The sequence below is a fragment of the Streptomyces sp. DvalAA-14 genome, assembly GCF_900091855.1.
In the GTDB taxonomy this organism is placed as follows: domain Bacteria; phylum Actinomycetota; class Actinomycetes; order Streptomycetales; family Streptomycetaceae; genus Actinacidiphila.
Window position 1 is genome coordinate 1 of record NZ_FMCH01000225.1, and the last position, 13,120, is coordinate 13,120.

Annotated in this window: 8 protein-coding genes and 2 pseudogenes; 5 read left to right on the top strand and 5 right to left on the bottom strand. The window is 72.5% G+C overall.

The annotated features are described in order from the left end of the window. On the top strand, positions 1-815 hold an 815-nt coding region (locus GA0115240_RS11895; protein WP_237554807.1), incomplete at its 5' end, for an SDR family oxidoreductase. Positions 816-1,002: 187 nt separating this feature from the next. Further along, positions 1,003-2,598 carry a purple acid phosphatase family protein gene (locus GA0115240_RS11900; RefSeq protein WP_093736646.1) on the top strand — a complete coding sequence of 532 codons (1,596 nt, stop codon included), beginning with the start codon at positions 1,003-1,005 and terminating at the stop codon, positions 2,596-2,598. A gap of 83 nt (positions 2,599-2,681) precedes the next feature. Here the strand turns inward: GA0115240_RS11900 and GA0115240_RS11905 are convergent, their stop codons facing one another. From GA0115240_RS11905 to GA0115240_RS11925, 5 genes and pseudogenes are all read right to left on the bottom strand, one after another. Then, positions 2,682-3,767 carry a C40 family peptidase gene (locus tag GA0115240_RS11905; RefSeq protein WP_093736647.1) on the bottom strand — a complete coding sequence of 362 codons (1,086 nt, stop codon included), beginning with the start codon at positions 3,765-3,767 and terminating at the stop codon, positions 2,682-2,684. Positions 3,768-3,797: 30 nt separating this feature from the next. After that, positions 3,798-4,280: a poly-gamma-glutamate biosynthesis protein PgsC/CapC gene (locus tag GA0115240_RS11910; RefSeq protein ID WP_093736648.1), complete on the bottom strand. Its 483-nt coding sequence runs from the start codon at positions 4,278-4,280 to the stop codon at positions 3,798-3,800. 187 nt (positions 4,281-4,467) lie between these two features. Further along, a pseudogene (pgsB, locus tag GA0115240_RS11915) lies at positions 4,468-5,656 on the bottom strand (poly-gamma-glutamate synthase PgsB); the annotation flags it as partial. Between the two features lie 3 nt (positions 5,657-5,659). After that, a complete protein-coding gene (locus GA0115240_RS11920) occupies positions 5,660-7,909 on the bottom strand; it encodes a HAMP domain-containing protein (RefSeq protein ID WP_093736650.1) in 2,250 nt (749 codons plus the stop codon). Between the two features lie 245 nt (positions 7,910-8,154). After that, the gene (locus GA0115240_RS11925; protein ID WP_370673324.1) at positions 8,155-9,429 is read right to left on the bottom strand and encodes a CapA family protein; all 1,275 of its coding nucleotides are present in this window, start codon (positions 9,427-9,429) and stop codon (positions 8,155-8,157) included. A gap of 148 nt (positions 9,430-9,577) precedes the next feature. Here GA0115240_RS11925 and GA0115240_RS11930 point away from each other — a divergent pair, with 148 nt between their 5' ends. From GA0115240_RS11930 to GA0115240_RS11940, 3 genes and pseudogenes are all read left to right on the top strand, one after another. Then, the gene (locus GA0115240_RS11930; RefSeq protein WP_141708807.1) at positions 9,578-10,471 is read left to right on the top strand and encodes a hypothetical protein; all 894 of its coding nucleotides are present in this window, start codon (positions 9,578-9,580) and stop codon (positions 10,469-10,471) included. 200 nt (positions 10,472-10,671) lie between these two features. After that, positions 10,672-11,946 (top strand): serine hydrolase domain-containing protein, encoded by a 1,275-nt coding sequence (locus GA0115240_RS11935; protein ID WP_161302167.1) that lies wholly within the window; start codon positions 10,672-10,674, stop codon positions 11,944-11,946. 320 nt (positions 11,947-12,266) lie between these two features. Further along, positions 12,267-13,120, top strand: a pseudogene (locus tag GA0115240_RS11940) (hypothetical protein); the annotation flags it as partial.

Here is a 13,120-nt window from a genome sequence, read left to right on the forward strand (position 1 = left end):
GCTGGTTGGTGACGGGGTGCTCCTCGGGCCTGGGCCGGGCACTGGCAGCCGCGGCGGCGGCGGCCGGTGACTCGGTCCTGGCCACCGCCCGCAAGCCGGCCGCGCTGGAGGAACTCCGGCTCCGCCATCCCGCGCAGGTCGCCACGGCCGCGCTCGACGTGTGCGATCCGCAGCAGTGCGAAGCCGCCGTGGCCCTCGCGGTCGACCGCTTCGGCGGGGTGGACGTGCTGGTCAACAACGCCGGTACCGGGCTGTTCGGCGCCGTCGAAGAAGTCGGCGACCAGGAGCTGCGCCAGCAGTTGGAGACCTTGGCGGTCGGTCCCTGGCGGCTCGCCCGGCTGGTGCTGCCGCTGATGCGGGCCCAGCGCCGCGGCCACATCGTCAATGTGTCGTCCCTGGTCGGCCGGATGGCCCTGCCCGGGCTGGCCGCGTACGTCACCGGCAAGCACGCGCTGGAGGGCATGAGCGCGGCGCTCGCCAGCGAGGTGGCGGAGTTCGGCATCCGGGTCACGACGCTCCAACCGGGCGCCTTCGCCTCCGGCTACAGCGGCGCCCTCACCGAGTCCGCGGCCCGGATCGCCGCCTACCAACCGGTGACCGGTCCGGTCCGCGACGGCATCCGGAACATGGCGGCCGACCCGGCGACCGGCAGCCCGGAGCGTTTCGCGGAGCTCGTGCTGCGGATCGTCGACGCCGAGCGGACCCCTTCGCACGTCCCGCTCGGCGCCGACGCCTACGCCTACCTGGCGGCGGCCGACGCGGCGTACCACCAGGAGTACGAGGCGGCCCGGCAGCTCACCCGCGACGCGGGCTGATCCCCGCCCGCCCGGCAGTCGTGCCGGGCGCCGCCGCGGGGCGCAGGAGACCGCTGAGGCGGGCTGTGTCCGGTGTGACGATCCGTCACCCTGTGCGCCCGCTGTGGGCCAGAGTGCGGGTCGGCGGCCATCGGCCGTTCATCCGCACGTCGAGCGCCGGTTGCCGGACGCTGCCACATTTCGCGCCATGGACACACCTCACACGGGTATCGACGCCAAGCTCGCCGAGAAGATGAGCATGGCGGAGCAGCACGAGTATCTGCGGTCCAAGGTCACGCGCCGCCGCATGGTGCTCGGCGGGATCGCGACCGCGGGCACGGTCGCCGCCTCCGGGCTGTTCAGCGGCGTCGCACAGGCGCAGACCCCCAGTCCGTCACTGCTGACCCGGCCGGCCACCGGCCATCACGTGGACGGCGCGCTGGTCGCGCCGTTCGGGCGCCACCTGCAGTTCGGCGCCGACCCGAAGTCGCAGTTCACCATCTCCTGGCAGGTCCCGCTGGCGGTGCGCAAGCCGTTCGTCCGGATCGGCCTGCAGCCCTGGTCGCTCAGCCACAAGATCGAGGCCGAGGTCCGCGACCTGCACACCCCGCAGCTGCTCAACAGCAAGCTGCCGCCGGTCGACCAGTACTACCTGCACGCGCAGATCGGCGGCCTGCGACCGGGCACCACCTACTACTACGGCGTGGGCCACGACGGCTTCGACCCGGCCGACGCCGCCGCGTTCGCCACCATCGGCTCCTTCACCACCGCGCCCGCGCACAACGAGCGCTTCACCTTCACCGCCTTCGGCGACCAGGGCGTCAGCTACCACGCGCTGGCCAACGACTCACTGATCCTGGCCCAGAACCCGGCCTTCCACCTGCACGCCGGCGACATCTGCTACGCCGACCCGGACGGTTCGGGCCTGGCGAGCGACGCGGCCGACTACGACGCCCGCACCTGGGACCAGTTCCTGGCGCAGACCGAGTCGGTCGCGGCCCGGGTGCCGTGGATGGTGACCACCGGCAACCACGACATGGAAGCCTGGTACTCGCCGAACGGCTACGGCGGCCAGGAGGCCCGCTGGACGCTCCCCGCCACCGGCCACGCCCCGGAGAGCCAGCCGGGCGCGTACTCCTTCGTCTACGGCAACACCGCGGTGATCGCGCTGGACGCCAACGACGTGTCGTACGAGATCCCCGCCAACTACGGCATCACCGGCGGCAAGCAGACCGCGTGGCTGGACCGCACGCTGGCCGGCTACCGCAAGCAGCGCGGCATCGACTTCCTGGTGGTCTTCTTCCACCACTGCGCGTACTCCACCACCACCTCGCACGCCTCGGACGGCGGTGTGCAGGCGGAGTGGGTGCCGATCTTCGAGAAGCACCAGGTGGACCTGGTGATCAACGGCCACAACCACGTCTACGAGCGGACCGACGCGATCCGCAAGGGCGCGGTGTCGCACGCCGTGCCGATCGGGGAGACCACCCGGCCGGCCACCGACGGCACGGTCTACATCACGGCCGGCGGCGCCGGCCGCAGCCTGTACGCCTTCCCGGCGCCCGACACCTTCGAGGGCAGCGAGAACCGCGTCGACACGATCACCACCTGGCACTCGGCCAAGGGCGGCGGCCAGGTCGCGGACACCGTCCACTGGTCGCGGGTGCGCTACACCGGCTACTCGTTCATCTCGGTGGACGTCGAACCGGCCCGCTCCGGCCGCGAGTCGACCCTCACGGTCTCCGCGATCGCCGAGACCGGGCAGCGCGTCGACCACTTCACGGTGGCCCGCCGCGCCAAGTGACGCCCGCCGTCCCGCGCCACCTCCGACCGCTGGGCGGCCCGGTACTTCCGGGCCGCCCAGCGGCCGTCGCGCCCCGGCCTCTGCTAGATCCGCCGGGCGGTGCGGAAGGTGCTCGCGTAGTAGCCGTTCCCGTCCAGCCGGGAGGTGCCGCCCTTGTCGCCGATGGTGGGGCCGTCGACCTCCTCACGGCTGGAGATGAAGATCTTGTGGCCGTCGGTGTCGTTGCCGAGATAGATGCCGATGTGGTCCAGCCGCTCGCCGGTCCGCGAGTCCAGTTTGAAGATGACCAGGTCACCGGGCTGGAGCAGGTCGATCTGGGTCGGGCGGGTGTACCAGGGCGCGGGGCCCTGCAGCGGGATGACCGTCACGCCCTGGTGTGAGCGGGCGATGCCGTTGGCGGTGCGCGGCAGCCCGTCGCCCTGGGTGTCGGAAACGGCCAGCGGGTAGCGGCCCCGGTAGCCGAAGACGGTGCGCACGAAGCCGGAGCAGTCGATCGCCCGGTAGCGGGCGGGCTCCGGCTTCATGGTGGTGCCGTCCCGGAAGGTGTACGGGATGCCCAGGTAGTCGAAGAAGTCCGACTGCTCCTTGCGCAGGTCGTTGCCGATGCTGCCGCCGGGGTTGATCGGGCCGAAGCCGGCGTCGCCCGCGTACGGCACCCCGTTGGCGTCCTTCTTGACCGGCGCGCCCTGGACGTACTGGAAGGCGTACGCGAACAAGTCGTCCTGCTGGCTGCCGAAATACTGCTTGAACCAGTCCTTGAACCAGCCTGCCTTCTCCGCGCCCGCCTTCCACTTCTGCGGCAGCAGCCGCACCCAGCTGTCGGTGACCACCCGCGACTTGGTGTTGGCCGGCTCGGAGAAGGTCCGGCTGGGGCCGGTCAGGGTCGCGGTGCGGGCGCCGTCGGTGAACGTGCCGAGCACCTGCCCCTTGGCGTCGCGCAGCACCGAACGGGCCGGCCCGGACAGCCGTTCCCAGGTCTGGGTGCCGCTCGGCGCGCCGAGCGTGGCCGTGTCCAGCACCGGCTTGTCGGTGATCGCCTGGACGGCCGGCGCCTTGTGGGCCTGGTCCTTGCGCAGCGCCACCGTGAGATAGCCGCTGGCGCACAGCAGGACCACCACCGTGGCGACGTTCAGGATCGTGCGGGACCGGCTGGGACGAGCCGCGGGCATGTGTCTCTCCTCGATCTTCGCGGTGGGCGGTCAGGCGGCCGGCATGACGCCGAGCAGGATTCCGGCGGTGAGCACCACATAGGTGATGAGCGTCGCCGAGCCGGTGGCCAGCACCGTCGGCCCCTTGGGCTGCCGGACCAACTGGTAGGCGATCAGGCCCGGTACGACGAAGCCGAGCGTCTCGTTGGTGTACATCAGCGGGAACTCGTGCTGGAGCGCGATGATGACGGTGCCCTGGAGGATCACGCCGATCAGCACCACGGCGGCGAACAGCCGCTTCCCGTACAGGATCACGTACCGCTGCACCAGCAGCGTCAGCACATAGGTGAGCACCGTGACACCGACCACCATGGCCGCGCGCTGCAGGTCCTCGACCAGGGTGAGCGCCAGCCAGCCGGGGGTGATCATGCCGCCGGGCGACAGGTTGGTCGTCAGATAGCAGACCAGCGAGGCGAGCAGACCCAGGGCGATGCCGATCGCGGCGATCTCCGGGGTGAGTGCGTCGGGGATCATCGGGGCTCGTCTCCTGGGTTGTGCCATACGGCGGGGTCGGTCGGTTCGTCGTGGCCGTACACCGGACCCGGCGCCCGGTCCGGCAGCGCCCAGCTCGGCACATGGCGCTCCTGCGGCCAGGGGTCGGGCGCGTAGTAGTCGTACGCGGGCGGCGCGGTGAAGGACTCGGCGAGCTGCTCGGCGGGCTCCGGCGCCTCGTCCGAGGGGAGTTCGGCCAGCCGGTCGAGGAAGAGCTCGCCCTGGCCGTGGATGTTGCCGATCGCGACCAATGACGAGTCCGGCCCGAGGTGGGCCAGCACCTGCGCCAGCAGCTGCGCCGGGTCGCGCCGGTCACCGCCCAGGTCCACGGCCCGGTCGCGCCACTCGGCGGGGATCGCGTCGATCGTGCTCCTGGCCGGGTGGCCGATCACGAAGACCCGGTCGGGGGCCAGTTGGGGCACGATCTCGCCCATCTGGCCGTTGCGCTCGACCCGGTCGGGACGGCAGTTGACGAGCACGTTCAACGGCCGGTGGATCGCGCCGAGTTCGAGCAGCTGGTGCACGTTCATCAGCGTCGACTCCGGGTCGTTGGCGGCGAAGACATTGGCGAACCGCAGCCGCTTGCCGTCCTCGGTGCGGTACCGCTGTACGGACAGCACCCCCGGGTCCGGCGGCGCGTCGTACATGCCGCGCAGCGCCGTCTGCCGCTCCACGCCGAGGAGTTCGGCCACCTTCAGCGCGATGGCCACGTTCTCCTTGAAGGTGAACCAGCTGAAGCCGCGCAGCTCCTCGTCGCTGACGGTGTCCGGGTCGGCGAAGATCAGCTCGCAGTCGCGGGAGGCGGCCTCCTCGCGCAGGATGGCGAAGCGCTCCACCTCGGCGGTCACGCACACCCCGCCGACCGGCATCGAGCGGGACAGCGAGCGCGCCACGTCGTCCAGCGTCGGGCCCATCTCGGCGAGGTGGTCCTCGCGGACATTGCAGAGCACCCCGATGGTGGACTGGATCAGCTTGCTCTGGTTGATCTCCTGCAGCGCCGGCATCACCGCCATGCACTCGATCACCAGCGCGTCCGGCCGGTAGGCGGCCGCCCGCCGGACGATGCCGATCTGCTCGACAACGTTGGCGATGCCGAACTTGCGGTAGACCGGCTCCTCGGTGGCGTCGGGGTGGATGAAGCGGGCCGCGGTGCCGGTGGTCTTGGCGACCGTGGTCAGCTCCCCGCCGCGCAGCGCGCCCGCGCACAGCCGGGTGATGGAGGACTTGCCGCGGATGCCGTTGACCAGCACCCGCACCGGTATCTGCGCCAGGTTGGCGTTGTGCCGGCGCTGTTCGACGATCCCGGCGACGAGCAGCACGGCGCAGCCGACCACCAGGACGGAGTAGAGGAAGAGCACGGGTCAGTTCCTTCCGGCCGGCTCGGCGGCGGGGTTCTTGCGCTGCTCCTGCAACCGCTGCCGGATCAGCTCCAGGCTGCGGGTGACGGCGCCCACCTCGTCGTGGTGGCGCGGGAACAGCACGGTCCTGCGGTCGCCCCCGGCCAGCGCCTCGGCCTGCGCGGCCAGATCACGCAGCGGCCGGACCACCACGATGTGCAGCCAGCCCAGGCAGGCGGCCGCGGCGGCCAGGCCCAGCAGTCCGGCCAGGGTGGTGCGGTGCTGGAGCCGGTATTCGGGGATGTCCAGTGCGGCGGCCGGCTGCCAGCTGACCACCGACCAGCCGAGCGACTTGGCCGGGCCGCCACCGACGAACGGCGCCGACGCGGCGATCTGCGCCCTGCCGTGCCGCCGGAAGACGACGCTGCCCGGGTGGGCGCTGGTGCCGACCTTCAGCGCGGACGCCTCCACGAGTTCGTCGAGGTCCGCCGAGGGGAGCCGCTGGAAAGCGCGGTAGCCGGTGTTGCCGGCGATCACCCGCTGGTGGGCGTCGACCACCCGGATGGTGCCCAGACCCGGCCGCTTCAGCAGCGAGTTCAGGAACTCGATCCTGAACTCGCCGACCAGCACGGCGCCGTCCCGGCCGGGAATCTCGGCGTAACCGGCGATCACCGGCTCCCGACCGCCGGTGTTGACCACGGCGACCCGGAGGTCGCGAGGCTTTTGCCGGTCCAGCTCGCGCGGCTTGTCGCCCGAGCGGGCCAGCACCCGGCCGCCGGGTGTGAGCACGTACAGCGACTTGTAGCGGTCGTGGTCGCCGAGGGTGTGGTCCAGGACCGTGGTCATCTCCTTCTCGGGGGTCTTGTCGCCGATCAGCGAGGCGACCGAGGAGAGGTCGGCCTGGCCCTCGTTGAGCGCCCGGCGCACCCGGTCGGTGAGGGTGTCGGTGCGTTCCCGCTGGTCGTTGACGATCTGCTGCGGGATGATCGCGGTCGCGTCGGCCCGGTTGAACAGCAGCAGGAGCGGGGCGGCCCAGGTCAGCAGCAGGATCGCGCACAGCGCGACGACACCGCGGGAGCCGACGCGCGGTATCCGGCGGGCCGGCGGCGCGGCCTGCCCGGCGGCGCGCTCGGGCGGCCCGAGGTCGTCACCGCGCAGTTGCCGGCGCAGTGCCTCCAGCGCGCGCCCGATGCGGGCCGTCTCGCCGTAACCCGGCGCGTTCACCGGCCGGGTCAGGTCGCCGCGGTGCAGCCGCCGGCTCTCCAGGAACAGCTTGAGCAGCGGGCGTTGCACCGTGCCGAGCAGCACCGCGACGGCCAGCGCGCCGATCAGCAGCAGCGCGCCGGCCGCCAGCACGCCGAAGAGCGGATGGTCGCTGCGCGTCGGGTCCTCGGCGACGCCGACCATGGCGACCACGCTCAGCCCCAGGCCGGTGGCCACCGTGCCCTCGCCGGGCTGCGGGCCGGTCAGCGTGGCGTAGCCGGCGATGGTCCGCTCACCGTCGTGCACGCCGCCCTGGAGGTTGCCGCTGACGCCGAGGAAGCCGCCGGCGCCGGGGTCCTTGGTGGTCAGCGGCTCCTTCGCGGTCTGCCGGACGACGGCCTTGGCGAAGCCGGCCAGTTGCGCGGTGGAGTAGGCGACGTCCTTGCGGTCGTCGTCGGTGAGCACCTGCTCGGGGGTGGGGATGCCGTCCTCGGACAGGATCTCGCCCTGCGGGTCGAGCACCGCGATGGCCCGGAAGTCGCCGAGGCTGATGCCGGGGAACTTCAGGCTGCTGGAGGCGATCAGCAGCTGCTGCGGCTTGCCCGGCCAGGACAGCAGGCCGAAGGTCAGCAGCCGGGTCTCGCCGTTGGTCAGCTTGACCATGCGCGGCGCCAGGCCGTTCTCGTCGCCGAGCGAGGCGCGGTCGATCGCGGTGAGCGGTACGTTCTCGCCGCGGGCGGCCAGCAGCCTGCCGCTGCCGATCTCGATGACGGCGGTGCCCAGCCACTTCTGGTAGACGTTGCCGATCTTGTCGAGTACGGCGTCGGCGCCCACCGGCGGCCCGGCGTCGAAGAGTTCGGCGGTCCGGTCCAGGTCGGTGACGCTCTCGTCCAGCGAGGCCCGCAGCGCGATGGCCCCGTCCTCGGCGAAGTGCTGCTGCGAGGTGAGGACGGCCGCGGGCTGGCCGCTGCTGTGCACCTGCCCGATGGTGAGCGCGGTGACGCCGGCCAGCGCGAGCAGCGCGGCGGCGAGCGCGGCGATCGGGGGGCGGATGCCGCCCAGCAAGGACATGTCGGCTCTTCGCCGTGCCTTGTGGCCCCTTGCGGTCTGCCAGACGGCCAACGGAGGTCCCTCCCCTTTGGTCTTCGGTCTTCGGTCTTCGGGTGACGCGGACTTGCGGTGACGTGGACTTGCGGTGACGCGGAGCGCGGTGGCGCGGAGTGCGGAGTGCGGTGGCGCGCGCCGAAATGCGGGCGCGCTGCGGGGGCGCGCCCTGGTTGTCGAGGGGTGCCCGGCGCGGTCCCGGGCCGGGCCGGTCAGTCCGGCAGGTCCAGCAGCGGCGTCAGGCCGTCCTTCTCCGCCCCGCGGTTGAGCAGGGTGCCCCGGGTGCGTTCGAAGGCGAGCCGGTAGCGGGCCCGTTGGTCGGCGGTCAGCGTCTTGTCGTCCCGCAGCGAGCGGGCGATGTCCACCAGCCGGGTGTCGCGGACCGGCGGCACGATGGAGTCGGTGTCCAGCGGGTCCGGCGTGCTCGGCGGCGGCTGCCCGGCGTCGGATCCGGAGCCGACCACCGGGTCGTCGGTGTCCGGCGGCAGGTCCACGAACGTCGGCACGTACTGCGCCCGCACGGTCCAGGCGCCGTTGTGCTTGGTGAAGGTGAACCAGCCGATGACGCCTTCCTCGGTGATGCCGATCGGCACGTCGTGCCGGGCGACCTGGTTGCCGAGGCTGTACGCGATCCAGGTTCCGTTGATCTTCTCCATCGGCTGCACGACGTGCGCGTGATGGCCGATGACCAGGTTGATGTGCGTCTGGGTGGCGATCTGCCGGGCCAGCTCCAGCTGCGACCTGCTGGGATTGGACCAGTCCTCCTGCCCCCAGTGGATGCTGAGGATCACCACTTCGGCGCCGGCCGCCCGGGCCCGCTTCTCGGCGGCCTTGATCGCGCCGAGACTGGTCTTGTTGACCAGCCACGGCTGGTTCTTCGGTAGGTCGTGGGTGTTGTAGCCGAAGGCGAAGGAGATCTGGGCCACCTTGACGCCCTTCACATCGATGATGTTCGGGGTGTCGTGCTCCTTCTTGGTGCGCGCCGAACCGGTGTGCTTGACCCCCGCCTTGTCCAGCGCGTCCAGGGTGCGCTTGACGCCCGCGTAGCCGTCGTCCAGCGAGTGGTTGGAGTCGGTGGAGCAGGTGTCGTAGCCGATGTCCTTGATCGTGGTGGCGATCTGCGGCGGCACCACGAAGTCCGGGTAGGACGACCAGGGTCCGGCCGGCTTGCCGAGGACCGGCTCCAGGTGGCAGATGGCCAGGTCGGCCTTGCTGATCACCGGCTTGACGCCGGCCATCAGGTCGTCGAAGTACGGCCCCTTGACGTGGTCGCGCCGAGCGTCGAGCATGCCTTGCTCGGTCAGCTGCGGGTGGATCAGGATGTCGCCGGCGGCGGCGACGGTGAAGCTGGGTTCGCCCGCGCCGCCGGCTCCCGGCGAACCGGAGGCGGTGGCCTTGCCGGTACAGCCGGCCGCCGTGCTGAGGGCCAGGGCCAGCAGGGTCGCGCCGAGCACGCGCCAGGACCGGTTTGAACTTCTCTTCACCAGGGTATTGTCATGTTTTTATGGAAGGAATCTCCCCCCAGCGCATAACGATTGTGGCAACGGCGATGGTTGTACTGATCGGGGGACTTTTTTGACGGTCTTCCGGTATGGCTCCTCCCATCCGGACCACCGCCCTCCGGAAGGGAAGTTGTTGACCTCGACCGCAGCGGTGGACGCCGTTGACCTGGGGCGTCGCGTGACGGATTTCACCACCGGCTTCGGACGGCGGGGGAGTTACCGGCCGCCCACGAAAGCGGAACGCGACATTCTGGCGGCGGGCGTCGGTTTCCTCGTCGACGGAAAACTCCCGGCCGCCAAGCAGAAGTTCGCGGAAGTCGACTACGCCTTGCGGACCCTCACCGACACCGTGAGCCACCGCCGTTACGCCGAGGTGGCCGACGGCGCCGAGGGCGCGGACGGCGGGCGCGGCTGGGGCCGGGTCTACGTCGACCTGTCCGGCCCGGCCCGCTTCTCGGTCCAAGTGCCGCACCCGGTCGCCGACGAGGACAGCGAGAAGCTGGGCGTGGGCGCGCTGCGCGGCACCCCCGGCGGGGTCATGGTGCTGGCCGGCGCGCACCGCCGGGCCGGCGAGGGCAACTCCGCCGACGTCGCCCACCGCGGCGACACCGTCTTCGACGCGGTCTGCGCCGAACTGGTCCGGCACGGCCTGCCCGGCCTCCAGGTGCACGGGTTCGCCGACGCCACCGAGCCCGACTACGACGTGATCGTCTCCACCGGCAAGGGCGACGACGGCCTGCCCGCCGCCCGCGCATTGGCCACCGCCCTGGAGGCCCGGGACTTCGACGTCTGCCGCACCTGGATCCGCAGATGCTCGCTGGAGGGCCGCACCAACGAGCAGAGCGGCGTCGCCGCCGCGGCCCATGTCCCCTTCCTGCACGTCGAGTTCAGCCGCAGCGTGCGCGGCAGCCGCGCCCGGACCGCCCGCGCGGTTGCCGCCCTCACCACGGTCACCGCGAGGTGGTCTCCGACCCCGACCCCGGCCGCGGCGGCGACTCCGGCCACGGCTGCCGCCGGCACGCCCTGAGGGGGCGGCGGACGGGGCCCGGGGGCGGGACAGAGTCACCGGCGGCTTGGCGGGGGCTCGGCGGGGGCTTGGCGGTGGCTTGGCGGCGGGTTTCCGGCCGGGTGCAACCTCGGGCAGCGGAACGGTCGTGTGAGGGGGAGTGGCACGCGACTGGTGTCACAGCCGTCCCACCCCTGTCGACAGACAACTGGAGTTCCGTGGTGTCCCCTCGTCCCATCGGCGGCAAGCGCCGCTCCCTCGTTGCCGCGGCCGCCCTGGCGGCCCTCGCGTCGGTTGTGTTCACCTCGGGCCCGGCGAGCGCCGCGCCGACCGGGACGCTGGCGGCGCCCGACTACGCGGGACTGCGGCAGGCCCTGCAGAACGTGGTCGCGGCCGGCTCACCCGGGGCCTTCGCGACGGTGAGCGATCGCGGTGGTCCCGGCGGCACGGTCGGTGTCGGCACCGGTGACACGGCCGCGCAGACGCCCGTCGACCCGCAAGGGCAGTTCCGGATCGGCAGCATCACCAAGAACTTCGTCGCCGTCCTCGTCCTGCAACTCGCCGCGCAGCAGCAGGTCGACCTCGACGCACCCGCGGCCGGCTACCTCCCCAGCGGCGTCCTGCCGGCCGATTCGCCGATCACCGTGCGGCAACTGCTCAACCACACCAGCGGCCTGTACGACTACAGCAACGATCTGCCCGGGATCCTCGTGGGCGACACCGTCACCGGCTACCAGCAGTTCCGGTACGCCACCTACGCGCCGGCCGACCTGGTCGCGGACGCCCTCACCCACGGCTCGCAGTTCACGCCGGGCAGCCAGTACCAGTACTCCAACACCAACTTCGTGGTGCTGGGCATGCTCGTCGAGCAGGTCACCGGCAAGCCCTTCGCCCAGGATCTGCAGGAGCGGATCCTGGGGCCCGTCGGGATGCCCCACACCCGCTTCATCGTCCCCCGCACGGACCTCGGCGGCCCGCACGCCACCGGTTACCTCACCCAGGACGACCGCTCCAAGCCGCTGTTCGACGCGACCGCGCAGACCGCTTCGTGGATCTGGACGGCCGGCGCCGCCATCTCCAGCAGCGCCGACCTGAACAAGTACTGGCGGGCCCTGACGGCCGGCAAGCTGCTACCCCCGGCGCAACTCGCCCAGATGGAGAGCATGGTGCCGGTCGACTCCACCGGGGCGTCCTTCTACGGCCTCGGCATGCGCGCGTACACGCTGTCGTGCGGGACCCAGGTGTACGGCCACGACGGCATCGTGCAGGGCTACCAGACCTACTCCTACACCACGAAGGACGGCTCCCGGCAGCTCACGGTCTCGGCGAACGCCTCGAACAACGGGGACGTCTTCGCGGCCGAACGCACGGCCCTGGACCCGGTCTTCTGCGGAAGCGCGCCGACGCCGTCCGCCGCCCGGCTGGCCTCGGCGGACTCCGCGCACATCGCCGCGGAGGAGACCACCGGCGTCTCCCCGGAGCCCCTCCGCCGCTGACCGGTGGGCTCCGCCCGCCACCCGCCCCACGACCCCCGCCGGATCACCGCCCGGCGGGGGTCCCTCCCCCGCCGGCCCCGGCTCGCGCCGGCTCGACCCCACCGGGTGCCTGCCGGCGGCCGGTTTGCGGTCGGGGTTGCCCCGGTTGGTCGGTGGCGGGGTGCTGCGCCGTCGGGGCTGGTCGCGCGGTTCCTCGCGCCCCTGGTGGGCGGGGTGCTGCGTCGTGGGGGCGGTGGGGGGATGGATAGCCTGGGTGGGGAAGGCAGGCGCGGGGCCGTGACGGGCTGGGTGGCTGAGGGTCCGGGTGCGGGAGTGGGGCGGTGGTGGGGATCTACCTGGCGGCAGAGTCGGCTCCCGGGGCAGCCGGCTTCGCGGGGGACGTGCCCACGCCGCCCGTTCCGGAGCGCGGGCGACTGCTCGCCGCGCTGCCCCGACTCGCCGTAGGCGAAGCCGTGTTCCTGCCCGCGGATCCGCCCCGGCGCGGACAGATCGCGTTCTGGACACCCGGCGGCGACCCGCCGGACCTCGGGGTGGAGCCCGTGCGGCTGACGGCCGCGGTGCCGGCCGTCCTGGTGCCGGTCGAGCAGGCGCTCCCGCTGCTGGCCCGCTGCCGGGCGCTGGGCGCGGACGGCAGCGGCCGGGCGTCGGCCGGGACGGCTTTCTGGGGGGCGGCGGCCGTCCTCGGGCTGAGCCTGCTCGCCCGGGGGCGGGTGCTGGCCGGGGTGTCGCCGGGAGGCTCCGACGCCTGGCGGATGGGGCCGTTGGACGCCCGGGACGAGGAGCGGGTGGCGTCCCTTGCCGCCGCCATGCCTCCCGAGGCGCGGGCGGCCACGATCCAGGACTTTTCGCCGCCGGCCGCCGAGCCGCTGCTGCGCACGTTCCTGGACGCCATGGCCGACGCGCTCACCCGAACCCGCCTCCCGCCCCGTGGCTCCGCCCCCCGCGGGCCGTCCGGCGGCGACGCGTTCGCGGCCCGGCCGCCGCGGACCGTGCCCGAAGCGCCCGAAGCGCCCGAAGCACGCCCAGCCCGCGCCGCCAGCCAGGAGGCAGGGCTGGAGGTCTCGCTGCGGCTGGAGTTGGCCGGCCGAGGCCCCCCTGCGGGCCGTCGTCCAGCTGCGCAGCCGGGCCGATCCGACGGTGCTCGCCGATGCCGCCGACCTGTGGTCCGGCGCGG